Annotated in this window: 21 protein-coding genes and 1 pseudogene; 13 read left to right on the top strand and 9 right to left on the bottom strand. The window is 65.8% G+C overall.

The genetic code is table 11. The annotated features are described in order from the left end of the window. Positions 1-72 precede the first annotated feature (72 nt). Positions 73-1,098 (bottom strand): quinone-dependent dihydroorotate dehydrogenase, encoded by a 1,026-nt coding sequence (locus AC2T4A_RS15765; protein WP_416748366.1) that lies wholly within the window; start codon positions 1,096-1,098, stop codon positions 73-75. Between the two features lie 53 nt (positions 1,099-1,151). Beyond that, positions 1,152-1,373, bottom strand: a complete 222-nt coding sequence (locus AC2T4A_RS15760; RefSeq protein ID WP_416748368.1) for a DUF2835 domain-containing protein — start codon at positions 1,371-1,373, stop codon at positions 1,152-1,154. A gap of 150 nt (positions 1,374-1,523) precedes the next feature. Here AC2T4A_RS15760 and AC2T4A_RS15755 point away from each other — a divergent pair, with 150 nt between their 5' ends. After that, a complete protein-coding gene (locus AC2T4A_RS15755) occupies positions 1,524-2,405 on the top strand; it encodes a DUF6685 family protein (protein ID WP_486741142.1) in 882 nt (293 codons plus the stop codon). A gap of 9 nt (positions 2,406-2,414) precedes the next feature. Here AC2T4A_RS15755 and AC2T4A_RS15750 read toward each other — a convergent pair whose 3' ends face one another. Then, positions 2,415-2,828: a helix-turn-helix transcriptional regulator gene (locus AC2T4A_RS15750; protein WP_416748372.1), complete on the bottom strand. Its 414-nt coding sequence runs from the start codon at positions 2,826-2,828 to the stop codon at positions 2,415-2,417. A gap of 114 nt (positions 2,829-2,942) precedes the next feature. Here AC2T4A_RS15750 and AC2T4A_RS15745 point away from each other — a divergent pair, with 114 nt between their 5' ends. Continuing rightward, complete coding sequence (locus AC2T4A_RS15745) at positions 2,943-3,155, top strand: DNA-binding protein (protein ID WP_416748374.1); 213 nt, start codon at positions 2,943-2,945, stop codon at positions 3,153-3,155. On the opposite strand, the gene AC2T4A_RS15740 is transcribed toward AC2T4A_RS15745, so the two are convergent. Beyond that, positions 3,146-3,676 (bottom strand): hypothetical protein, encoded by a 531-nt coding sequence (locus AC2T4A_RS15740; protein ID WP_478378084.1) that lies wholly within the window; start codon positions 3,674-3,676, stop codon positions 3,146-3,148. The two genes, AC2T4A_RS15745 and AC2T4A_RS15740, sit on opposite strands and share 10 nt — an antisense overlap. Positions 3,677-3,877: 201 nt before the next feature. On the opposite strand from AC2T4A_RS15740, the gene AC2T4A_RS15735 reads away from it, so the two are divergent. Continuing rightward, complete coding sequence (locus AC2T4A_RS15735; protein WP_416748377.1) at positions 3,878-4,093, top strand: hypothetical protein; 216 nt, start codon at positions 3,878-3,880, stop codon at positions 4,091-4,093. A 276-nt stretch (positions 4,094-4,369) separates the two neighbouring features. Here AC2T4A_RS15735 and AC2T4A_RS15730 read toward each other — a convergent pair whose 3' ends face one another. Further along, positions 4,370-9,232, bottom strand: coding sequence for an NAD-glutamate dehydrogenase (locus AC2T4A_RS15730; RefSeq protein WP_478378083.1), 4,863 nt, complete (start codon positions 9,230-9,232; stop codon positions 4,370-4,372). A 306-nt stretch (positions 9,233-9,538) separates the two neighbouring features. On the opposite strand from AC2T4A_RS15730, the gene AC2T4A_RS15725 reads away from it, so the two are divergent. The 8 genes from AC2T4A_RS15725 (at position 9,539) to AC2T4A_RS15690 (ending at position 18,428) form a co-directional block, all read left to right on the top strand. Further along, positions 9,539-10,411 carry a DUF1353 domain-containing protein gene (locus tag AC2T4A_RS15725; RefSeq protein WP_486741141.1) on the top strand — a complete coding sequence of 291 codons (873 nt, stop codon included), beginning with the start codon at positions 9,539-9,541 and terminating at the stop codon, positions 10,409-10,411. A gap of 61 nt (positions 10,412-10,472) precedes the next feature. Further along, positions 10,473-11,432, top strand: coding sequence for an AAA family ATPase (locus AC2T4A_RS15720; RefSeq protein ID WP_184589183.1), 960 nt, complete (start codon positions 10,473-10,475; stop codon positions 11,430-11,432). Between the two features lies 1 nt (position 11,433). Further along, positions 11,434-12,378: a DUF58 domain-containing protein gene (locus tag AC2T4A_RS15715; RefSeq protein WP_416748383.1), complete on the top strand. Its 945-nt coding sequence runs from the start codon at positions 11,434-11,436 to the stop codon at positions 12,376-12,378. Beyond that, the gene (locus tag AC2T4A_RS15710) at positions 12,375-12,872 is read left to right on the top strand and encodes a DUF4381 domain-containing protein (protein ID WP_416748385.1); all 498 of its coding nucleotides are present in this window, start codon (positions 12,375-12,377) and stop codon (positions 12,870-12,872) included. Before AC2T4A_RS15715 ends, AC2T4A_RS15710 begins: the two co-directional genes overlap by 4 nt. Continuing rightward, entirely contained in the window at positions 12,865-13,899 is a 1,035-nt protein-coding gene (locus AC2T4A_RS15705; RefSeq protein ID WP_486741140.1) for a vWA domain-containing protein, read from the top strand. Before AC2T4A_RS15710 ends, AC2T4A_RS15705 begins: the two co-directional genes overlap by 8 nt. Continuing rightward, positions 13,896-15,656, top strand: a complete 1,761-nt coding sequence (locus tag AC2T4A_RS15700) for a vWA domain-containing protein (protein ID WP_486741139.1) — start codon at positions 13,896-13,898, stop codon at positions 15,654-15,656. The genes AC2T4A_RS15705 and AC2T4A_RS15700 overlap by 4 nt, the downstream gene beginning before the upstream one ends. Then, the gene (locus AC2T4A_RS15695) at positions 15,653-17,299 is read left to right on the top strand and encodes a BatD family protein (RefSeq protein ID WP_416748391.1); all 1,647 of its coding nucleotides are present in this window, start codon (positions 15,653-15,655) and stop codon (positions 17,297-17,299) included. The genes AC2T4A_RS15700 and AC2T4A_RS15695 overlap by 4 nt, the downstream gene beginning before the upstream one ends. Before the next feature lie 37 nt (positions 17,300-17,336). Beyond that, positions 17,337-18,428, top strand: a complete 1,092-nt coding sequence (locus tag AC2T4A_RS15690) for an alpha/beta hydrolase fold domain-containing protein (protein WP_486741138.1) — start codon at positions 17,337-17,339, stop codon at positions 18,426-18,428. A gap of 292 nt (positions 18,429-18,720) precedes the next feature. Here AC2T4A_RS15690 and AC2T4A_RS15685 read toward each other — a convergent pair whose 3' ends face one another. Both AC2T4A_RS15685 and AC2T4A_RS15680 read right to left on the bottom strand, forming a co-directional pair. Further along, positions 18,721-19,116, bottom strand: a complete 396-nt coding sequence (locus tag AC2T4A_RS15685) for a GFA family protein (protein WP_416748395.1) — start codon at positions 19,114-19,116, stop codon at positions 18,721-18,723. Positions 19,117-19,145: 29 nt separating this feature from the next. Then, positions 19,146-19,841, bottom strand: a complete 696-nt coding sequence (locus AC2T4A_RS15680; protein WP_486741137.1) for a TetR family transcriptional regulator — start codon at positions 19,839-19,841, stop codon at positions 19,146-19,148. Between the two features lie 76 nt (positions 19,842-19,917). On the opposite strand from AC2T4A_RS15680, the pseudogene AC2T4A_RS15675 reads away from it, so the two are divergent. Then, positions 19,918-21,509: pseudogene (locus AC2T4A_RS15675) on the top strand (flavin-containing monooxygenase). Further along, the gene (locus tag AC2T4A_RS15670; protein WP_478378076.1) at positions 21,506-22,396 is read left to right on the top strand and encodes an SDR family NAD(P)-dependent oxidoreductase; all 891 of its coding nucleotides are present in this window, start codon (positions 21,506-21,508) and stop codon (positions 22,394-22,396) included. Before AC2T4A_RS15675 ends, AC2T4A_RS15670 begins: the two are co-directional and overlap by 4 nt. Positions 22,397-22,490: 94 nt before the next feature. Here the strand turns inward: AC2T4A_RS15670 and AC2T4A_RS15665 are convergent, their stop codons facing one another. Further along, positions 22,491-23,303 carry a class I SAM-dependent methyltransferase gene (locus AC2T4A_RS15665; RefSeq protein ID WP_486741136.1) on the bottom strand — a complete coding sequence of 271 codons (813 nt, stop codon included), beginning with the start codon at positions 23,301-23,303 and terminating at the stop codon, positions 22,491-22,493. Positions 23,304-23,332: 29 nt separating this feature from the next. Then, positions 23,333-23,605 (bottom strand): DUF4242 domain-containing protein, encoded by a 273-nt coding sequence (locus AC2T4A_RS15660; RefSeq protein ID WP_486741135.1) that lies wholly within the window; start codon positions 23,603-23,605, stop codon positions 23,333-23,335. Positions 23,606-23,730 lie beyond the last annotated feature (125 nt).

Here is a 23,730-nt window from a genome sequence, read left to right as displayed (position 1 = left end):
CCCCATCCGGGCGGAAAAGGGCGCAAGCCCAAGGGCTCCGAAAGGAGCCCTACTTATTTCTGCTATCGGTACTTATGCCCGCTTGGCCGCCGCAATGGCGTCCACCGCTTCGCGGATCAGCGCCGGGCCCTTGTAGATGAACCCCGAATAGATCTGAACCAGGCTCGCACCCGCGGCGATCTTCTCCGCCGCATGCGCGCCTTCGGTGATGCCGCCAGCGGCGATGATCGGCAGGCGGCCACCCAGCTCGCCAGCCAGCACCTTGACGATATGGGTACTCTTCTCCCGCACCGGAGCGCCCGACAGGCCGCCCGCTTCGTTGCCGAACGGCAGGTGCTCGACGCCTTCGCGACCCAAAGTGGTGTTGGTCGCGATTACCGCATCCATGCCCGACTCGATCAGCGCGGCGGCAACCATCGCGGTTTCTTCGTCGCTCATGTCCGGGGCGATCTTGATCGCCAGCGGCACACGGCGGCCGTGCCGCACGGCCAGGTCTTCCTGCCGCAGGCGCAGCGCTTCGAGCAGTTGCTTGAGCGAATCACCAAACTGCAGGCTACGCAGGCCGGGAGTGTTCGGCGAGCTGACGTTGACCGTGACGTAGCTGGCATGGGCGTAGACCTTGTCCAGGCAGATCAGGTAGTCATCCACTGCGCGCTCGACCGGTGTGTCGAAGTTCTTGCCGATGTTGATGCCCAGTACGCCCTTGTACTTCGCCGCTTTGACCCGCTCGATCAGGTGATCGACGCCGTGGTTGTTGAAGCCCATGCGGTTGATGATCGCGGTGGCTTGCGGCAGGCGGAAGAGACGCGGCTTGGGGTTGCCCGGTTGCGGACGCGGGGTGACGGTGCCGATCTCGACAAAACCGAAACCCAGTTGGGCGAAGCCGTCGATGGCATCACCGTTCTTGTCCAGGCCGGCGGCCAGGCCCACGGGGTTGGCGAACTCCAGGCCCATCACCTTCACCGGGAGGCTTTTCGGCGCTTGGGTCAGCAGGCCATTAAGGCCCAGGCGGCCACCAGCGCCGATCAGGTCGATGGACAATTCATGGGAGGTTTCCGGGGAGAGCTTGAACAGGAGCTCGCGGGCCAGGCTGTACATGGTCGGGCATCGGTCGGCAAAATGGGGCGCTATTATAGCCAGCCTGCCCTCGCTCAGGCGAGGCGACGCAGCGCCAGCAGCCGCCCGGAATCGTCGAATTCCAGCTCGAAGCTGCCGTGAACTCCAGAGTGAGTGACGAATGGACGCAGATGATGTGCCGGCAAGTTGACCTGCCGACCATCGCGGCTACGCACCTGGACCCGGTTCGCCTGCCCGCTGTAGAGCGCCTGCAGCCGGTCGGCGGACAGGGAAATATCCAGCACCACGCAAGCCATGGAGGCCTCCTTGCAAGTTAAGGAAAGAATTTTGCCACAACGCATGCGCCCAACGGCGCCAGGGTTTTCTATGCTTAGGGCAATTCGCCGCGCATCGGGCCCGGCGCTTCCTGCACTGACCTGCTGGCCATCGGGAGTCTTGCGTCGTCCATGAGTCAACCACCTCGCCCCCGCAGCGTGACCAGTCGGCTGGCCGCCCTTGCCCAGCGCCTGGGCATCGGCAGTGCCGATGGGCGCAATGTCGCCGAACGCAGCCGGAGCCTGTCCCTGCCCTTCTCGCCACTGCCCGACTGGCCCGCCGGCATCGGCTGGCATTCCGGCCCACCGCTGTACCGGCTGATCGACCTGCCTCGCGGAGCGCTCTCCGGCCCCGTACAGGAAGACAAGGCGCGTATCCACGCCGTGCTCAAGCGGCTGGTGGCCAGCCACCGCGAAGACCATCCAGCCGTAGACCTGCGAAGCATCGACGGTCTCTGCTGCCGCAGCCGGCTCGACAGCCCATTGGCAGGGCTCGAAGAGCTCTCCAACTGCGAGCAGTGCCGCAAGGTGCGAATCATCAGCTACAACGACTTCACCAAGGTGCTAGGCGTGGCCTTGCCCGGCTTCGAGCGCAAGGCACAGCTGCAGTTGCGCAGCGCTGGCTGGCATGGCACGCGCCTGTTCTGGGACGACGACAACCATCCCTGCGAACTGGCCAATGCGGTGGTCTATGCCCGTCGCCGCGGGCTGGAGATCACCCTGCCGGCGAGCATCCAGCGCTTCGAGCTGCAAGCCTCAGTGCTGGATGAGCTGGAGCGAGGCTTCCACATGCTGGCGATGCCTGCCAGGGCGTGGAGTGATGCGGCCTTCATGGAGCTGCTGCTGGAAACCGGCATGCCCTACGCGCGCTTCGGCCTGTTCAACTCGGAAACCCCGGAAAGCCTGCTGCTGCCAAGGGATCATTTGCAGTCGGATGCCTTCGGCCAAGGGCTGCGTCTAGCCGGCGCGCCGGACGTGATCGCCTACCTGCGCCGTACCGGCAAGACAGCCTGAGCCCAGGCGTCAGTTCTCTGAGGCATCTTCGCGCAGCCGGCGCTCTTCATCATCGAGACTCGCCAGCACCTCATGGTATCGGGCCTGCCATTCCTCCAGGCTCAGGCCGAGCGTCGCCAGCAGCTGCGGATTGTGCTTCACCAGGTAAACCGCCGCACGCTGGGCGGAGTCCTCCACTTTCCAGCCGACCTCCGCCGGGTCGATCGGCCCTTCGTAGGTAATCCAGCGGCTGAAATCCGGGTAAACGCTGCAGACCTTCTGAAAATCGAGGTCACGCATGCGCTGATTGCCGTACTCGATGTTCTCCACATCCTTGGGCTTCATCCCCACCGTTTCAGCGAAGGCGCGACGTGACAGGCCGGTCAGCGAGCGCAACGCTCGTAGTCTTTCTCCTGCGGTGAACAGGAAACGTTTCTTCATCATGCGTCATCCATCTCCGAGACGTCCAAAGCCCGGAAAAACACCCTGACAATTAGGATAGATTCATCCCCCACGGCCAAGGCATAGACCGAGGGGCTGGATGGTGCGGGACGAGGCATGAAAGAAGGAAGAGGATTCACCCCGGACTTGCTCGGAGGTGGCTATTACGTGACGCCCGAACGTTTTGCGCAGTTGATCGGCCTGAGCGATCGCCCAGGCATTGTGCAACGCTGGATCGACCAGGGCGACCTACCCTCCCGCTGCATTGGCGGCCAGCTCCTGGTGGACCTGGGCGCCCTGCTCCGAAGGAGTCAGCTGGGTCAGTCCTGACCCGATTCCTGTGCGGCCTGCAGCGCCGGCACAGCGGGAATGCCGATTTCCACGCAGAGCGCCATGACGCGCTCCAGGTCATTGCGGTAGACCAGCACGCACTGTAGCTCGGAATCCAGCGGCTCACTGAAGTCCACCAGCACGTAGCCACCCTTCTCCGGGTACAGCGCGCCGAGCTGGGTCTGGATACGGTTCAGCGCAGCCAACGGCTCGGCCTTGCGCAGTTGTTTGGCCTGAAGCACGAAGCTCACGCTCGGGTCGAAGGATGCGCGGATCTCGCCGAACAGTTCTTCATAGCTGTCGCCCATGAACAGCACGATTTCCGGCAGGCTGCCCACCACGACCCATTCACCCAGCGGGATGGGAAATTCATCGTCATAGTTGATATCCGCATTGGCGGCGAGGAAGGCTGCCGGATCGGCATAGGCCTGGGACGCCTCGTCGGCGATCTGCTGGATCTCTTCCTCACCCAGGCAGCCAGAGCTGATCAGCGTTAGAAGTTCGACGAGTTGCGCTTTCATGGGGTAATCCTGGGGGAGAGATGAACAGCCGGGAAGCATATCCGCATTCGCGTTAAAACACTGCAGGCGCGGAACTTTCTGTCAGATAAAGGCGTCCGAAGTCGCCAGAAACGATACCCACTATTGAACGGGATGATTTCTGCTCGCTTCGAGCGGTTGATAGCCTGACAACCATCCCGAACCAGCCTGCGTGTGAAAACCATGAACCGTGCCCTCGCCCTACTCTCCCTGACCCTGCCCCTGTGGCTGGTGGGCTGCGCCAGCCAGCCGGCGCCGCAGCAAGAGCCCTACAGCGACGAGCAAGTGAAGACCTTCGCGCTGAAGATGCTGGGGGCCAGCAACATGTCCGATGAGCTGTACGCCAAGTACCGCCGGGCACTGACCGAGCCGCGCGAGGATGGGCGCAGCGGGAGCTGAGTCTCGCTGGACCTGTTCGGGGTTGCGATTCCAGCGCTCCGGGGTGCTCCTGTAGAGCAACGCGAAGACCTTGAGAGATAAAGCGATTCGCGAGCAAGCTCGCTCCTACAGACCCGCCCAATTTTCGTAGCGCCATTTTTTGCAGAAGCGCGCTTGCTCGCGAATTCGCCGCCATCGGACCTGCCCAGGCCGCCTGTTCCAGATCAGGAATCAGAGCGAAAAAAAGCCCCGCACTAGGCGGGGCTGGAGCATCAAAAGGTCAAACGGATCAGAACATCAGGCCGGGCAGACGCCCTGCTGGTTACTCTGCGCCAGATCAAGCAGCTCGCGATTGGCCACGGCGTACATGGCGTAGTCGGTACTGGTAGAAGCACGCAGCTCGGTGAGCATGGCGCGCCAGCGGGCAACCATGGGGGCGTGCTGCTCCAGCCAGAGCGCCACGCGCGCATCGATTTCCGCCGGGCCGTCCTGCATCTGCAGCACGGAAACGGTGATCGCCCGCTGCTGCCAGTCCAGGTCGTCGCGGAAAGCTTCGCGAGCCAGCGCCTGCCAGTTGTTCTCCACCGGCAGGGAGCTGAGCTGCTGCAGGTACCAGGTCAATTCCAGCTCACTGCCCAGGGCGAAGTAGGCGCGCGCCACATCGGCCGGGTCGCGGCCGGTGACGTCCGCCGCTTCGACGATCGGCAGCAGGGTGTAGAGGTGACTGGTGCCGGCGACCATGCGCGCCAGCAGTTCTGGTACGCCAGCGTCGACATAGGCCTGGTAGCGCGCCTGCCACAGCTCGCGGGTCGGGCCTTCGAGCAGCTCGTTGAGCTTGAGGCCGAGGGCGGCGATACGCGGGCCGAAGTGGGCGACGTCACGGGCGGCATCCTGCTCGTTGCGACGGCTGCGCAGGAACCAGCGGGTAGCCCGACGCCCCAGGCGCATCAGTTCGTCCATCAGGGTCAGCTGCACTTCCGCCGGCACCTGGTAGTCCAGTGCCTCGATCTGGCGGAACCAGTGCGGCAGGTGGAAGACATCCCGCACGATCACGTAGGCACCCGCCACGTTCGCCGGCGTCATGCCGGTGGACTCCTTCAGGCGCTGCACGAAGGTGATGCCCATGTGGTTGATCAGGTCATTGGCGATCTGCGTGCTGACGATTTCACGCTTGAGGCGGTGCTTGCGCATGGCCGGGCCAAAGGTATCGACCAGGGTCTGCGGGAACGCCGTTTCCATATCGCGGGTCAGGTAGTCATCATCCGGTACCAGCGAGCCCAGCAACTGCTCCTTCAGGTCGATCTTGCTATAGGAAATCAGCACGGCCAGCTCGGCGCGGGTCAGGCCCTGGCCGGCGGCGATGCGCTCGGCAATCCCCTCGTCGGTAGGCAGGAATTCCAGCGCGCGATCCAGCTTGCCACGGCCCTCCAGGTCGCTCATCAGGCGCTTGTACTCGGCGATGCGTTCGCGGGCGCGACGCTCGGCCAGGGACAACGCCTGGGTCTGCTTGTAGTTGTTGCCCAGCACCAGGTCGGACACCTGGTCGGTCATTTCCGCCAGCAGCTTGTTGCGCTGCTTGCTGGTCATGTCGCCGGCGGTCACTACCTCGTTGAGCAGGATCTTGATGTTCACCTCGTGGTCGGAGCAGTCCACGCCACCGGCGTTATCGATGAAGTCGGTGTTGCACGCGCCGCCGTTGAGGCCGAACTCGACCCGTGCCAGCTGCGTCATGCCGAGGTTGCCGCCCTCGCCCACCACTTTCACCCGCAGGTCGCAGCCGTCCACGCGCAGGCCATCGTTGGCCTTGTCGCCGACGTCGGCATGGGTTTCATCGCTGGATTTCACGTAGGTGCCGATGCCGCCGTTCCACAGCAGGTCCACCGGTGCCTTGAGCAGCGCGTGGATCAGCTCGGTCGGGGTCAGGCGCTCGGCGTCGATGTCGAAGCGCGCGCGCACTTCCGGGGTCAGGGTGATGCTCTTGGCGCTGCGCAGGAAGATGCCGCCGCCGGCGGAGATCAGCGAGGCGTCGTAGTCGGCCCAGCTGGAGCGCGGCAGATTGAACAGGCGCTGGCGCTCGGCGAAGCTCGCCGCCGCGTCCGGGTTGGGGTCAAGGAAGATGTGCATATGGTTGAAGGCCGCGACCATCTGCAGCTTGTCCGACATCAGCAGGCCGTTGCCGAACACGTCGCCGGCCATGTCGCCGATGCCGATGACGGTCACACTGTCCTTCTGCACGTCGATGCCGCGCTCGCGGAAGTGGCGCTGCACCGAGACCCAGCCGCCGCGGGCGGTAATGCCCATGCCCTTGTGGTCGTAGCCGGCGGAGCCGCCGGAGGCGAAGGCGTCACCCAGCCAGAAGTTGTAGTCGGCAGAGATGCCGTTGGCGATGTCGGAGAAGGTCGCAGTGCCCTTGTCCGCCGCCACCACCAGGTAGGGATCGTCCGCGTCGTGGCGTACCACGTTGGCTGGCGGCAGGACCTGGCCTTCCTTGAGGTTGTCAGTGATGTCCAGCAGGCCGGAGATGAAGATGCGGTAGCAGGCGATGGCTTCGGCCTGGATCTCATCGCGGCTGCCGCCAACCGGCAGGCGCCGAGGGATGAAGCCGCCCTTGGCGCCAGTGGGAACGATCACCGCGTTCTTCACCTGCTGCGCCTTCACCAGGCCCAGCACTTCGGTGCGGTAGTCCTCCTCGCGGTCGGACCAGCGCAGGCCGCCACGGGCCACGTCGCCGAAGCGCAGGTGGACGCCTTCCACGCGCGGGCAGTAGACGAAGATTTCGAACTTCGGCGTCGGTCGCGGGATTTCCGGAATGGCTTTCGGGTTGAACTTGAAGCTGAAGTAGCTCTTGTTCTGTCCGGCGGCATCCGGCTGGTAGAAGTTGGTGCGCAGGGTCGCCTTGATCAGGTCGAGGTAGCGACGCAGGATGCGGTCTTCGTTGAGCACCTGGACGTTGTCCAGCGCCGCGAGAATGGCCTGTTCCAGTTTCTGCTGCTTGTCCTCCAGGTCCTCGGAGGTGAGCTTGCGCGCCAGGTAGAACCGGGTCTTGAACAGGCGTACCAGCTCGCGAGCGATATCCACATGGGCGTTCAGCGCACTGGCGATATAGCCCAGGTCGAAGCCCAGGCGAATCTGCTTCAGGTAGCGGGCGTAGGCGCGCAGCAGCGCCACATCGCGCCACGGCAGGCCGGCAGTCAGCACCAGGCGGTTGAAGGCGTCGTTCTCGGCATCGCCGTTGACGATGTGGACGAAGGCATCCTGCAGGGTCTCGTTGAGCTCCTGGATGTTGACGTCCAGGCCTTCGGCATAGGTGAAGGCGAAGTCATGAATCCAGTATTCGCGGCCATTGATGTGGCGCAGGCGATAGGGGAATTCGCCAAGCACGCGCAGGCCGAGGTTCTCCAGGATCGGCAGGACGTCGGACAGCGCCAGCGGCGTGTCGGCGTGGTACAGCTTGCAGTGCAGCTGCTGTTCACCTTGAGCCAGCGGCTGGTAGAAGCTCATCACCAGCGGGCGGCTGTCGGACAGGCTGGACAGGTGCTGCAGGTCCACCACTGCGAAGTGCGGGGCGAAACGCTCGCGGTAGCCGGCCGGAAAGCCTTTGGGGAAGTCTTCCAGCAGGTTGTTGCCCTGCCCTTCGCCGAAGTTCTCCAGCACCAGTGCGGCGTAATCGTCCTGCCAGGAACGGCAGGCCTGGATGGCTTCCTGCTCCAACTGGGCGGCGTCGACATCGATGCGGTTCTTCGGGTCGACGCGCAGGATGAACTGCACGCGGGCCAGGGTGGATTCGGAGAAGAAGGTCCAGAACTCGCAGTCGCTGGCCTTCAGGCGCTCCATCAGCACCTGCTGGATCTTCATCCGCGTTTCGGTGGAATAGATGTCGCGCGGCACGTAGGCCAGGCAGTAGGCGAAGCGGCCGTAGGGGTCCTTGCGCAGGAACAGGCGGATCTTGTTGCGTTCCTGGATCTGCACGATGGACATGGCGGTGGCATACAACTCGTCCACCGGAGTCTGGAACAGGTCGTCGCGCGGCAGCACTTCGAGAATCTGCGCCAGCTCCTTGCCCAGGTGCGCCTTGCTGTCGAAGCCGGAATTCTTCAGGACGGCGGCGACCTTGCCGCGAATGAACGGGATGTCGAACACGCTCTCGGCGTAGACAGCCGAGGTGTACAGGCCGAGGAAGCGGAACTCGCGGACGACCTTGCCCTTGGCGTCGATCTCGCGGATCGACACGTAGTCCGGGTAGGCCGGGCGGTGTACGCGGCTAGGCTGCGAGGCCTTGGCAAAGGACAGCAGCACCGGCTCGCGCAGGTAGGCGACCGCGTAGTCCTCGATGTGCAGATCATCCTTGTTCAGGCCGGCGCGCAAGGTGCGGGTCAGGCCGAGGAAAGCCTTCTCGTCATACACCAGGTGGCCGCCATCGGCCTCCTCCTGCACGGTGAATTCTTCATAGCCGAGGAAGGTGAAATGGTTGTCCAGCAGCCACTCGAGGAAGGCGCGCACCTCGGCGGTTTCTTCCGCACGGGCCTTGACCTTGGATTTGCCCAGCCAGGCGAGCAGTTCTTCAGCCTTGCTGCGCATGGCCGGGAAGTCGGCGACCGCCAGGCGGACCTCGCCGAGCACTTCCAGCAGGGCCTTTTCCAGGGTGCGCAGTTCACCGGCCTGGGAGACGCGGTCGATCTCCAGGTACATCAGCGATTCCTGGCGCACATCCTTGCCAGTGCTGTTCTTGGGCAGGATTTCCAGCAGTTCGCCCTTGGCGTTGCGGCGCACGCTGAGCACGTTGGTCTGCAGGGTGTGGATGCTGTAACCGCGGCGGTTCAGTTCCATACGCACCGAGTCGACCAGGAATGGCTGGTCCGGGTGCAGCACCTGCACGGCAGTGTGGGTGGACTGCCAGCCGTGCTTTTCGTAATCGGGGTTGTACACCGCCACGTCAGGCTGAGCGGGGTCGAAGCGTTCCAACAGGCGCCAGGAAGACAAGGTGCAGCCGACCAGGTCGGACAACCTGCGCTGGGTCAATTCGTCGAGGGAAATGAAGCCGAAGAACTGCTCGGCGAACAGGGCCACTTGTGGCAGACCCTTGTCGTCGACGTGCTGCGCCAGGGCCGCTTTCAGTTGTTGCTGGAAGTCGGCTTTGCTGGCTGCGGTGAAGAACGCCATGTTGGTACTCCGCTGGGCTCGTTTTATTTGGATTGAGCGTAGAACGCATATCGTCTTGTGTCGGGCCACAGGTATAGCCGGGCAGTGCGACCCTCGATTGACAGCCCCGACCGGGCGGTCACCGATTCCACGGAGCTTATCGGGAGTCGGCAGGCGCTGGCTTACGGGGCTGCGACATATTCGTTCAACGGCATGCAGGCTCCGCGCTTACTGGAAAACGACAAATTGCGCCGCACGATCGTTCCGCATCTGCCGCAGGAAATATCAAAGCGCTATCATGGCCTTTCCTGCCCTGGAACGGACGCCATGCAACGCCACCCACCCCTGCACCGCCCGCTGCTGCGCCATCTCGACAACTTGCTGGTCACTCTGCTGGGCGTGGCGCTGCTGGTGCTGGCCTGGCTGTTCCTCGACGAAGCCGTGCGACCGCTGCTGGTCGGCGCGGTCCCGGTTTATCTGGGCGTGTTGCTACCGCGCATCGTCGGCCGCGGCGAGCGCCTGCGCCGTGTCGAAGCCGCGCGGGAACGCTCAGTGCGCGAATGGGGCTTCTGCAGCCGCGACCGCAACGGCCCGTGGATCAACTACATCGACTTCCCGCTGGTCTGCGAAGACCCGGTGTTCGAGGGCCGCTACTTCTATAGCGAATGGCTGGTGGTGCACGACGGGCGCATCATCATCAACCCCGGCCCGGCCAGCGTGGACCTCGCCGCCGGCACCGTAGGCTACGACTTCGGCTGTACCCGCACCTACGCCTGGGACGGCTGCTCACCGAAAGTGCCGTTCTTCTGGATCGCCACCCTTGGCACGCCGGATTGGTGGGAGCACCTGGAAAGCGTGCAGTGCCTGCGCCACGGCAAGCAGAAAGAGCGCGTGATGTTCTGGCCGGTGGCGCACCACGCGAGCCTGGTGCACGACGCCCTGTACCAGTTCCTCAACGTGGCTCCGGTCACCAAGGCCGACGCGGACGACCTGTTCCACCGCATGCTGCTGGCTGCCGGCATGCCACGAATCGTCGCCTGGGTCTATCGCTTCGCCGTAGTTCACGGCGGCGCCCGTGACATGCGCCACCAGAGAAACCCCAATACCTCGCTGCGCTGCCTGACGCCCTTGCCGGGTGTCGAGACGCTTCCGGAACCGGTAGCGCAGCACAAGGCTCGAAGCACAGCGCTGCAAGAGTGATGGCCGATGCAGTAAAGTAGGCGGCCCGACAGCCCCACCCTTCGTCCAGGAAATCCACGCGATGGAACATCGTGAGTCGCTCCTTGCACTGCGCCAGTATCTCTCCAGCCAGATCCTCGGCCAGGAAAAGCTCATCGAGCGGCTGCTCATCGCCCTGATCGCCGACGGCCACCTGCTGGTGGAAGGCGCACCCGGCCTGGCCAAGACCAAGGCGATCAAGGACCTGGCCGAAGGCCTGGAAGCCGAGTTCCACCGCATCCAGTTCACCCCCGACCTGCTCCCGGCGGACATCACCGGCACCGAGATCTATCGCCCGGAAAACGGCAGCTTCGTGTTCCAGCAGGGGCCGATCTTCCACCACCTGGTGCTGGCCGACGAAATCAACCGCGCGCCGGCCAAGGTGCAGTCCGCCCTGCTTGAAGCCATGGCTGAGCGCCAGGTCAGCGTGGGGCGCAGCACCTACGACCTGCCGCCGCTGTTCCTGGTGATGGCGACGCAGAACCCCATCGAGCAGGAAGGCACCTATCCGCTGCCCGAGGCCCAGCTCGACCGCTTCCTCATGCACGTGAAGATCGGCTACCCGGAGGCCTCCGTCGAGCGCCGCATCCTCCAGCAGGCCCGTGGTGAAGCGCTGCACGGAGAGACCAAGCCGGAGCGCCGGGTCACCCAGGAGGCCATCTTCGCCGCCCGCCAGGAAATCCTCGGCCTGTACATGGCCGACGCCGTGGAGGAGTACCTGGTGCAACTGATCATGGCCACGCGTACGCCGGCCAAGTACGACGCCGAGCTGGCCGAATGGCTGTCGTACGGCGCCAGCCCGCGCGGCTCCATCGCCCTGGATCGTTGCGCGCGCGCCCACGCCTGGCTGGCCGGGCGTGATTTCGTCAGCCCCGAGGACATCCAGGCGATGCTCTTCGACGTGCTGCGCCATCGCCTGATCCTCACCTTCGAGGCGGAAGCCGCCGGGATCGACCAGGACCGCGTGGTCCAGCGCATCCTCGACGTGGTCGCCGTCGCCTGACATGCACAATGTCCTGGCGCCCGGCGTGGCCGTCTCGCTCGGCGAGCTGATCGAGATTCGTCACCGCCTGCGCGAAGTCCAGCTGTTCTCCACGCCCTCGCGGCGCAGCCCGTTGATCGGCCTGCACCACTCGCGCCTGCGCGGCCGTGGCGTGGACTTCGACCAGGTGCGCGTGTACCAGGCCGGCGACGACGTCCGCACTATCGACTGGCGCGTCACCGCCCGTAGCCAGGAGCCACACACCAAGCTGTTCCATGAAGAACGCGAGCGCCCGGTCTACGTGCTGGTGGAGCAAAGCGCACGAATGTTCTTCGGCTCCGGCCAATCGTTCAAATCCGTACTCGCTGCCCGCGCCGCCGCCTTCGTTGGCTGGGCTGCGCTGGCACACAACGATCGCATCGGCGGGCTGGTGTTCACCGACAGCGAATGCCACGAGATCAAGCCCCGGCGCAGCAAACAGAGCCTGCTGCAACTGTTCAACCTGATCGTGCGCGCCAACAACGCCCTGCTCGCCGGCTCCAACCTCAGCCACAACGGCGACGGCTTCGGCATGGCCCTGCGCCGCGCCCGCGAGGTGTTGCGCCCCGGCAGCCTGATCATGGTGATGTGCGACGAGCGCGCGCTCACGGATGTGGCCGAACAACAGCTTTCGCTGCTGGCCCGGCACACCGACCTGGTGATGCTGCCGGTCTCCGACCCGCTCGACCACGCGCTGCCCGCCGCCGGGCTGTTGAGATTCGCCGAAGGCCAGGCGCAGCTGGAGCTGGACACCCACATCGACGAACAGCGCCTGGCCTACCGCGCCCTCGGCGAGGCTCGCCGCGAACGCTGGCAACGCCTCGCCCTGCGCCTGGGCGTGCCGCTGCTGCCGCTGACCACCCAGGAAGAACTGGTGGAACAGCTGCGCAACCTGCTGGAACAGCACCAGCCGGGGTACGCCAAATGAATCCCCTCGACCAGCTGCAACCGCTGATCGAACCCACCGCGGTGCCCTGGTGGCCTCCGGCGCCGGGCTGGTGGCTGCTTGCCGCGCTGGTGCCGCCGCTGCTCTGGCTGCTGTGGCGCAACCGCCAACGCTGGCTGCCCAGGCGCAAGGCCAAGGTCATCACCGAGGTGCCGTTGGATCCGCTGCGCGAAGCCGCACTGGAAGAACTCAAGCGCCTGCCGCGCCCCTACGACCGCGCGCCGGCCGGGCCCTGGCTGCAATCGCTCAACGGCCTGCTCAAGCGCCTGTCGCGCGCCCGTTGGCCGGAAAGCCACAGCCATACCCTGAGCGGCCGCGCCTGGCTGGCCTTCCTCGACACCCGCTGCCCGGCCGCCGGCCTGACGCGCTGGATGATTCTGGTGGAAGGCGGCTACCGCGCCGAGTGCAAGCTGGACGACAAGGCCATCGACGGCCTCGCCGCCTCCGTGGAAACCTGGGTGCGCAAGCATGTTTGAGTTTGCCTGGCCCTGGATATTCCTGCTCGCCCCGCTGCCCTGGGTGATGCGCTTCATCCTGCCGCCGGCCGACAACGGCGAAGCAGCGATCAAGGTCAGCTTCCTCAAGGAACTCGAAGGCCTCGCCGGCCGCCGCGCCCGCGCACGCTTGCCGGCCTGGCGCCAGCAAGCGCCCTTCGCCCTGCTCTGGCTGTGCCTGCTGCTGGCCGCCGCGCGCCCGCAGTGGGTGGGCGAGCCGCTGCCGATCCCGGCGACAGGCCGCGACCTGCTGGTGGCCGTCGATGTCTCCGGCTCCATGGACTACGCCGACATGACCTGGGACGGCGCGGAAGTCAGCCGCCTGCACGCCGTGCAGAAGCTCTTTGGCGATTTCATCGAAGGCCGCCGGGGTGATCGCGTCGGGTTGATCCTGTTCGGTACCCGCGCCTACCTGCAGGCGCCGCTGACCTTCGACCGCCACACCGTGCGCGTCTGGCTGGACGAGGCGCTGATCGGCATCGCCGGCAAGGACACCGCCCTGGGCGACGCCATTGGCCTGGCGGTCAAGCGCCTGCGCCAGCGCCCAGCCGAGAGCCGCGTGCTGGTGCTGATCACCGATGGCGCCAACACCGCTGGCGAGATTTCTCCGCAGACCGCCGCCAAGCTGGCCGCCGAAGAGCACGTTAAGGTCTACACCATCGGCATCGGCGCCGATCCCAAGCAGGGCGGCGTGGCCGGCCTGTTCGGCCTCAATCCGGGGCTGGACCTGGATGAACCGGCGCTCAGAGCGATTGCCGAAACCACCGGCGGCGAGTACTTCCGTGCACGCAACGGCGAAGAATTGCGGCGCATCTCCGACAGCCTCGATCAGCTTGAGCCAGTGGAACAGAAACCGACCCAGGCACGCCCGGCCCTCGCCCTGTACCGCTGGCCGCTGCTGCTGGCCCTGCTGATCAGCGCGGCGCTGGTGGTCGGCACCCTGTGGCCGCCCGAGGACTGGCGCTGGCCAGCCTGGGTGGCGCGCCTGCTGAAGGAGCGCCGGCCATGAACGGCATCTGGCCGCACCTGCTGCATCCGCTCTGGCTGATCCTGCTGCCGCCGCTCGGCTGGCTGCTGTGGAGGCTCTGGCACCGCGAGCGCCGCGCCGGCCGCTGGCAATTGCTGCTGCCCCAGGCCTTCCATCCCTGGCTGCTGTCCGGTGGCAGTGGCCGGCACGAGCGTCGTCCGTGGATCTACCTCGGCATCGCCTGGTTGCTGGCCGTGCTCGCCCTCCTCGGCCCGAGTTGGGAACAGGTCGAGCAACCGACCATGGAGCGCAGCGACCCGCTGGTGGTGGTGCTGGAACTCACTCCGCAGATGCTCGCCACCGACCTCAAGCCGACCCGCCTGGAACAGGCCCGGCACAAGCTGCTCGACCTGCTGCAGAGCCGCAGCGACGCGCAGACCGCCATCGTCGTCTACGCCGGCAGTGCCCATACGCTGGTGCCGCTGTCCAATGACCTGGGCACCGCGCGCAACCTGCTCGACGCCCTCAAGCCGTCGATCATGCCCGAACCCGGCCAGCGCGCCGACCTCGCCGTGGCCCAGGCACGCCGCCTGCTGGATAACGGCGCCGAGGGCAACGGCCGCATCCTGCTGATCACCAGCACGCTGGACGCCCGCGAACGCCAGGGCATCCGCCAGGCGCTCAAAGGCAAGGGCAAAGACCTGCTGCTGCTCGCTGTGGGTACGCCCGGTGGCGCGCCCATCGCCCAGGAAGACGGCACCTTCCTCAAGGACGACCAGGGCAACATTCTCGTGCCGCGCCTGGACGAGAGCTCGCTGCGCGCCTTCGCCATCGACATGGGTGGACGCTTCCAGCGCCTGCGCGCCAGCAGCAGCGACCTGCGTTCCCTCGGCCTGCTGGACAGCACCCAGGGCCTGCAGGTCAGCGAGGAGGACGCCCTGCTGCGCCTGCAACGCTGGGCCGACCAGGGCTACTGGTTGCTGTTGCCGCTGCTCCTGCTCGCCGCCTGTGCCGGCCGTCGCGGGTGGTTGTTCAGCCTGCCGCTGTTGCTGCCGCTGCTGTGGGCGCCGCCGAAGGATGCCAACGCCTTCGAGTTCAAGGATCTCTGGCTGCGCCTCGACCAGCAGGGCCAGCGCCTGCTTGACGCCGGGCGCCCCGCCGAGGCCGCCGAACGCTTCGACGACTTCCGCTGGAAAGGCCTGGCGTTGTACCGCGCCGGCGATTACGTGGATGCCGCGCAGGCCTTTTCCCAGGGCGACGAGGCGGCGGACCACTACAACCGCGGCAATGCCCTGGCGAAACAGAACGAGCTGGAAGCTGCCATCGACGCCTACGACCAGGCGCTGGAGCGCGATCCCGAACTGGAAGTCGCCAAGCGCAACAAGGCTCTGCTCGAAGACCTGCTGCGCCAGCGCAAGGAAAACCCTGCCGGCGATGGCACGGACCAGCAGCCCCAGCAGAACCAGGACCCGGCCCAGAGCAGCGATCCCCAGGCCGCCACGCCGCAGGACCAGCAGCAAGAGGATGAACACTCCAGCGAACGCGACTCGCAGCCGGCTCCGGCGGCGAAGAACCCTTCGCAGGACGCCGACCGGCCCTCCGCCAGCCAGAGCGACAAGCCTGGCGAGGACGTCCGCGAAGAACAGGAAACCAACCCGGAAGATGCCGGTCCACTGGGGGACGAGCGCCGTCAGGCCCTGGAACAGTGGCTGCGGCAGATTCCCGACGATCCGTCCGAGCTGTTGCGCCGCAAGTTCTGGTACCAGCAACAGCAGCAGCGCCAGGAACCCAACCCATGAAAAGGCTGATCTGCCTGACCCTGCTCTGTCTCGCCGCTTTCCGCGCCGAGGCCAGCTTCACCGCCAGCGTTGACCGCGCACGCCTGACCGCGGGCGAGAGCGTCGAACTGACGCTGGAGTCCGACGACCCGACGCTGTTCGGCAAACCCGACCTCAAGCCGCTGGACGAGCAGTTCGTGGTACTCGGCACCCGTCAGGTCAACCGCCTGACCGCCCTCAACGGCAAAGCCCAGGCCACCACGCGCTGGATCATCACCCTGCAGCCGCGCAATGAAGGCAAGGTGGAAATCCCGCCGATCCATCTGGGCGGCAACGCCAGCGAGCCGATCAGCCTCGACGTGCTCAAGGCCGAGGACAGTGCCGAGGGGCAGAAGCTTGCGCCAGTGTTCATCGACGCCAGCGTCGACCGCGAGGAAAGCTGGGTGCAAGCCCAGGTGATCCTCACCCTGCGCATTTACCACTCGGTGTCGCTGTACGACGACAGCAGCCTCAGCCCGCTGCGCATGAACGATGCCCGCGTCGAGCAACTGGGCGAACCGCGCACCTACGAGAAGGACATCAACGGCGTCCGTCACGGCGTGATCGAAGTGCGCTACGCCATCTTCCCGCAGAAGAGCGGCACCCTGGAAATCCCTGGCCAGACCTTCAAGGCCACTCAGGTCGCCCAGCGCCGCAACAGCGATGATCTCAATCCGTTCGGCCCGCAGCCGGGCAAGCAGGTGCTGGTCACCTCGCCGAGCATCCCGCTGCAGATCGACCCCAAGCCCGCCGACTACCCGAAGGACGCGCCCTGGCTGCCGGCCCGCTCACTCAGCCTGACCGAGACCTGGAGCCCGCAGCCGGAGCAAGCCAAGGCCGGTGAGGCGCTCACCCGCAACATCATGCTGCGCGTGGAGGGCCTTTCCGGCGCCCAGTTGCCGCCGCTGCCGATCACCCTGCCCGAGGGCCTGCGCCACTACCCGGACCAGCCGCAACTGGCCAACGAAAGCAGCGACCAGGGCATGATCGGCAGCCGCGAGGAGCGCGAGGCGCTGATCGCCGACAAGGCCGGCCCGGTGGAGCTGCCAGCGGTGGAGCTGGTCTGGTGGAACACCCAGGGGCGCCGCGTCGAGCGCACCAGCCTGCCGGCACGCACCCTGCAGGTCGCCGCCAACTCACAACTGGAAGAGCACACCGAGACACCCGCCGCGCCCAGCGAAACGGTCTTCAGCGACGCATTGCTGTGGCCCTGGCAACTCGCCTGCGCCCTGCTCAGCCTGACCACCCTGCTCGGCTTCGCCCTCTGGTGGCGTGCCCGCAGCCAACCGGCAGTCATCCGCGTGGCGCAGGCAGGCCCGAGCACTCGCACCCTGCTCGACGAACTGCGCCGCGCCTGCCAGGCCAACGATTCGCACGCCACCCGCCAGGCCCTGGACGCCTGGGCTCGCCAGCAGCCGGAAACCCTGGCCGACATGGCGGCGCGTTTCGTGCCGCTGTCCGATGCGCTGGACGGCCTCAACGGCGCGCTCTACAGCGACAGCGAAGGCGGCCGCAACTGGCAGGGCGACGATCTCTGGCGCGCCATTCGCACACTCCCTGGCGCCGATCCGGATGCACCGTCGGCGCCGGAAGCCAGCAGCCTGCCGCCGCTCTACCCACGCTGACGGCTATGCTGTAGGCGTCTCCGCCAAAGGTGCCTCCATGCGTCGCAACCGGTTGATTCCGGCGTTCCTCGCTGGCCTGCTGCTGAGCTCCCTGCTGAGCAGCGGCATCGTTAATGCCGGTGACATCCTGCCGCCAACCCAACCGCTGCAGGGCCCAGGCGGATCGCACTACGCCCATGCCGACGTCCGCCAATGGCACTTCACCGCCGAGGGCAACGAGTACTGGGTCTTCACCCCGGACCGCCCCGTCCCTTCCAGCGCGCCCGTCGTGGTCTTCACCCACGGTTGGAGCGTGATGCAACCCGACCTCTACCGCGCCTGGATCGAGCACATCGTCCGGCGCGGCGCCATCCTTATCTACCCGCGCTACCAGGCAACGCTGAAGACACCCGCGGCGGAGTTCCTGCCCAACGCCGCCAACGCCGTACGCCGCGCCATCGCCGACCTGCAGGCTGGCAAACTGGAGGTGCAGCCGGAGCTCGAACACGCCGCCTATATCGGCCACTCGGCAGGCGGATTGATCGCCAGCGGGTTGGCGGCATCCTGGCAACGTCTGGGCCTACCGAAACCGCGCGCGCTGATGGCGGTGGAACCCGGCAAGAGCAGCGGCCAACGCTGGCGGCAGGTGCCGCTGGAGCCACTGGCCGGCATTCCCGCCGGCACCCTGCTGCTGGCGCTGTGCGGCGATGAGGACGAGCGCGTCGCCTGCGATGACGCCCGGCGCATCTACTCGGAAAGCTCCCAGGTCGCACCGCGTGACAAGGACCTGCTCCTGCTGCGCAGCGACCGCCATGGCAGCCCGCCGCTGCTGGCCAACCACGCAGCCCCGACCGCACCACGCTTCGACCCACGCTACCCGCCCAGCGACTCATCCAGTTGGCTGCTCAACCGTGTGCAGGAACGCGTGAAGCAGCGTCTGAAGCAAGGCCTGCCATCGGCGCATAACGCGCTTGCCACCGATGCAATGGACTGGTTCGGGTACTGGAAGCTGTTCGATGCCCTGTGCGATGCAGCCTTCCATAGCCAGGATCGCGACTACGCCCTGGGCGGCGGACCGGCGCAACTGTCCATGGGGCGCTGGAGTGATGGGACGCCCGTAAAGACTATCCAGCGCCTGTCGGCGCCCTGAACACCGATTGGTGGCGAGGCGTTTCCCTGTAAGCGCAACGGTCTTCGTCTGGAAGTCCGCACCGATGCATCTCCCTCAAGCGCTGTGGTACCCCGTAGGAGCAACGGTCTTTTCCCGAATCCTCGGTGCCGTTCGTCCCTCTCCCCCGCCCTGAAGGGAGAGGGTGCTATCCGTGCCGGCTGACGCCAGAGCTTCCTCCTGTACCGAATGGCCCCCTTTCCCTTCGGAGCGGGGCGCGTAGCCAGGGTTAGGGAGAGGGCAGGCGCCCGTGCAGCGCTCCTACAAAAGCCGGCTAACCCTCGGTCCGCCGCGGCAGGTCATCCACGGTATCGAACCAAGACAGCTGCGAAGAACACCACACATGGCACTGCGGCTTGATCAGCTCTGGCTCGTCCAGCGTGACGATGTTGAGTCCTACCGTCTCGCCGTCGCGCACGCGGAACTCCATTGGCGTGCCGCACTTCAGGCAAAAGCGCCGCTCGCCGTCCTCACTGGAGCGCCACATGCCCAGCTCACCGGCTGTATAGGCAAAGCCCGTCAGTGGAATCACCGCCCACGGCACCGCTGGCGCGGCGTTGGATTTCTGGCAGATGCGGCAATGACAGTAGCCGGCTTCTTCCGGCTCGGCATCCACCCGGTAGCGCACCGCGCCGCAGGCGCAGCCGCCGAACAGGGGCAAGGGCAACATGGCAGTCTCCTGAACGAGTCCGGAAAACCTCAGAGCCTAGCCAGCATGCCGAAGGTCTGCAGCACCGCCACGCCGGTGAAGAGCAACAGGATTTGTCGCTCGGCCAACGCGCAGACTTCCTCGCGCTGCTCCGGCGGGCGCTCAAGAAAATCCAGTGACTGCTGGAACAACTGCCGGCTGATCAGCCGCGAGAGCGAATCCAGTTCGCTCGCATCGACATCCGGCAGCAGGTGGAACTGGCGGATGTCCTCGGCCATGTCCTCACCGAACTCGTCCATCACCCGTGCCAGCGCCGCACGCAGCAACGGCGACGGTCCGTGCAACTCGCGCACGCCGATGATGAAGGCCTGTGGGTTGCGCTCGACGAAATCGAAGAACAGTCGCACCGTCTCGCGGGTCACGCGCTGTCCGCGCGCAAGGTCCAGACCAAAAGGCACAGTGGCGGCACCCTCCCCCGGCCGCGCACGCTCGGCGGCCTCACGGCGCAGGTCGCGCAGCGGCTGACGCAGCTGCGTGGCAATATCCCGAATGATCGCCAGGCCCAGGTCATCCACATCACCGAAGTGTCGATAGAAGGTGTTCGGGTTCAGCCCTGCCTCCCGCGCCAGCTCCCGCAGCCCGAGGCTGCTCAGGCTGCGCCGGGTGGCCGCCAGGCGCAGCGCGGCGTCGATCAGCGCGCGTTTTCCGGCGGCCTCCGTTGGCCGTTCTTCCTGTCCGATTTGCATGAGTCTGGTACCCGGCCCCACCTAAGGTTGGTTGTCGCCGAAGTATACAGATGTCTACATTCCATCTCGTAGACAGTTGTATACGCCAGCAATAATCATAACAGGAGCGTGGCCATGAGTACGGTTGTAAGTACCCAACCAAAGACTGCCCCCAGACACTGCAAGGTCGCCATCATCGGTACCGGGTTCTCCGGCCTCGGCATGGCGATCCGCCTGAAGCAGGAAGGCGAGAACGACTTCCTGCTGTTCGAGAAGGACGCCGGCGTCGGCGGCACCTGGCGGGTCAACAACTACCCCGGCTGCGCCTGCGACGTGCAGTCCCACGTCTATTCGTTCTCCTTCGAGCCGAACCCGGACTGGACGCGCATGTTCGCCCGCCAGCCGGAAATCCGCGCCTACCTGGAGAACTGCTGGAAGAAGTACCGCCTGGAAGACAAGACGCTGCTCAACACCGAGATGGCGCGTTTCGAGTGGAACGAGGAACAGCAGCTCTGGCACCTGTTCGACGCCGCCGGTAACCACTACACCGCCAAGGCCGTGGTCTCCGGCATGGGCGCCCTGTCGATCCCTTCCATCCCGGCGCTCAAGGGCCTGGAGAACTTCCAGGGCAAGGCTTTCCACTCCCAGCAGTGGGACCATGACTACGACCTCAAGGGCAAGCGCGTCGCAGTGATCGGCACCGGTGCCTCGGCCATCCAGTTCGTCCCGGAAATCCAACCGCTGGTGGCCAAGCTCGACCTCTACCAGCGCACCGCGCCGTGGATCCTGCCCAAGCCAGACCGCGCCATCAGCGCGAAGGAACGCGCGCGCTTCCGCCACTTCCCGGCGGTGCAGAAACTCTGGCGCGGGGCCCTCTACAGCATGCTCGAAGGCCGCGTGCTGGGCTTCACCTTCGCGCCCTGGGCGATGAAACTGGTGGGCAAGCTGGCCGAGCGCTTCATCCGCCAGCAGATCAAGGACCCGGACCTGCGCCGCAAGCTGACCCCGGACTACACCATCGGCTGCAAGCGCGTGCTGATGTCGCACAACTACTACCCGGCGCTGGCAGCTTCCAATTCCTCGGTGATCGTCGACGGCATCCGCGAGATCAAGGCGAGCAGCATCATCACCGCCGATGGCCGCGAGCGGCAGGTGGACGCCATCATCTTCGGCACCGGCTTCACCGCCAACGACCCGATCCCGCGCGGCGTGGTATTCGGCAAGGGCGGCATGGACCTGCTCGACACCTGGAAGAACGGCCCCGAAGCCTACAAGGGCACCATGACCCGCGGCTTCCCCAACCTGTTCTTCCTCATGGGCCCGAACACCGGCCTGGGCCACAATTCGATGGTCTACATGATCGAGTCGCAGATCGCCTACGTGCTGGGCGCCATCAAGCTGATGGATCGCCGCGAGCTGCAGAGCGTCGAAGTGAAGCAGGAGGTGCAGGAGCGCTGGAACGAGAAGCTGCAGCGCGGCCTCAACCACAGCGTGTGGAATACCGGCGGCTGCAAGAGCTGGTACCTGCACCCCGTGAGCGGGCGCAACTGCACCCTGTGGCCGGGCTTCACCTGGCGCTTTCGTGCGCTGACCAGCCAATTCGACCCCAGCGCCTATCATCTGAAGTCCAAGCCGCTGTCCAGCCCTGTCGTCCAACCCCAACGCCACGCAGAAGAGGTGCCGGCATGAAGAACTTTGAGAACAAGGTCGCCGCCATCACCGGCGCAGGCTCCGGCATCGGCCGCGCCCTCGCCGTCGAACTGGCCTCCCGTGGCTGCCACCTGGCCCTGGCGGACGTCAACGCCGCCGGCCTCGAGGAAACCCGCCAGTTGCTCTCCTCTTCCGGCGTGCGCGTGTCCATCGACACGGTGAACGTGGCCGACCGCGAGCAGGTGCACGCCTGGGCCGACAAGGCCGCCCGCGAACACGGCAAGGTCAACCTGGTGTTCAACAACGCCGGCGTCGCCCACGCCGGCACCGTGGAAGCCAGTGACTACGAAGAGTACGAGTGGATCACCAACATCAACTTCTGGGGCGTGGTGTACGGTACCAAGGCCTTCCTGCCGCACCTCAAGGCCTCCGGTGACGGCCACATTGTTAACGTCTCCAGCGTGTTCGGCCTGTTCTCCCAGCCGGGCATGAGCGCCTACAACGCCACCAAGTTCGCCGTGCGCGGTTTCACTGAGTCGCTGCGCCAGGAGCTGGACATGGAGCGCGGCGGAGTCTCCGCCAGCTGTGTGCACCCCGGCGGGATCAAGACCAACATCGCCAAGACTGCACGGATGAACGACAGCATGGTCAAGGTCACCGGGCAGAACGCCGAGCAGGCCCGCACGCAGTTCAACGACCAGCTGCTGCGCACCACCCCGCAGAAGGCCGCCCAGGTGATCATCCGCGGCGTCGAGCGCGATTCGCGGCGCATCCTCATCGGCCCGGACGCCCACGCCATCGACGTGATGCTGCGGCTATTGCCGGTCTGGTACCAGAAAGTGGTCACCGGCAGCATGAAGCTGGCCAAGCGCTTCGCGCCCAAGCCCAAGCGCAAATCGGCCGCCGAAGGGTACGAGGCCAAGTAACGCGTCCGCGCACAGAGTCCCTTTTTCCCTCTCGGGCCGGCGCCCATCCCCCTTACCCCCGGATGGGCGCCGTTTTTTGCTGGTCGTTACTGGATCAGCGACGGGTCGCCACCACCTCCAGGTATTCACTGGGAATCACCAACGATTCCGGACCGGCGCGGTTGCAGCGCTCCAGCAACTGGGTGAGGTCACGCTCCAGCAACGCAGCATCGGCTTCGGGCAGCGCGGCAAATGCCTTGTGCACGGGCCCGTACCAGGTCCGGAACACTTCCAGGAAGTGCGCCGCCGAGCGATAGCGGAAGTTGAAGGTCTGCCGCGTGGCACTCAGTTCGCTGATCGAATCACCGAACAGTTCGTGCAGGTACTCCTCACGCCCCCAGCCCGATGGCGGACGCACGCCCGGCGCAGGCGGGATGTAACCCGACAACACCTTGAACACCTGGCCGATGAAACCTTCGGGCGTCCAGTTGGCGAGGCCAATGCGCCCGCCGGAACGGCAGACACGCACGAGCTCGGCGGCAGCCTGGGGTTGGTCCGGGGTGAACATCACGCCGAAGGTGGAAACCACGGCATCGAAGCTGCCTGCCTCGAAAGGCAATGCTTCGGCATCGGCCTCACGGAACTCCACAGCCAGGTGCTCGGCGCGGGCGCGCTCGGCACCCAACTCCAGTAGCCGCGGAACATAATCGGTGGACATCACCCGACACCCACGCCGCGCGGCGGCCAGGGTGACGTTGCCGTTGCCGGCGGCGACGTCCAGTACGTGCTCATCGCAGAGCAGGTCGCAGGCTTCGGCCAGGCGTTCGCCGACTATCTGCAGGGTGGTGCCGATCACGGCGTAGTCGCCGCTGGCCCAGGTGGCCATCTGGCGTTGCTTCAGGGCATTGAGGTCTACAGCGGTATTCATTTGTCGGTCTCCTGACGAGCAAGGCGCGTTCATTCGGCGGTAGTCGGATCGAGGGTGGTGACGACCTGCGATATCCGATTGGCCGGGAAGCCGCCCAGTCGCGCGTGCTCTCGCACGGCAGCTTCGTCGGGGGCGATGTACAGGCAGTAGATACGATCCGCGACCACGTAGCTGTGCAACCACTGCACCTGGGGCCCCAGCTGGCTCAGGACGTTGCAGGACCTCTGCGCGATGGCCTGGAAATCGCGGGCAGTCAGGGCTCCGGCGCCAGGGATCTCGCGCTCGATAACGAACTTCGGCATGACACTCTCCATAAGGTGGGATAGAGCGGGTACCGCGACATCCCGCACCTTCATGCTGCGCCGCCGTCGCAGTGGCGTCCTGCTCCAGCGTCGGCCTTCCCTGTCCGATCGTCCGGCGGCCCGTC

The organism is Pseudomonas sp. PVC-3-1, from assembly GCF_057444315.1.
The sequence above is the reverse complement of the archived record's forward strand: the minus strand, read 5'-3'. Positions and strand labels throughout refer to the sequence as shown.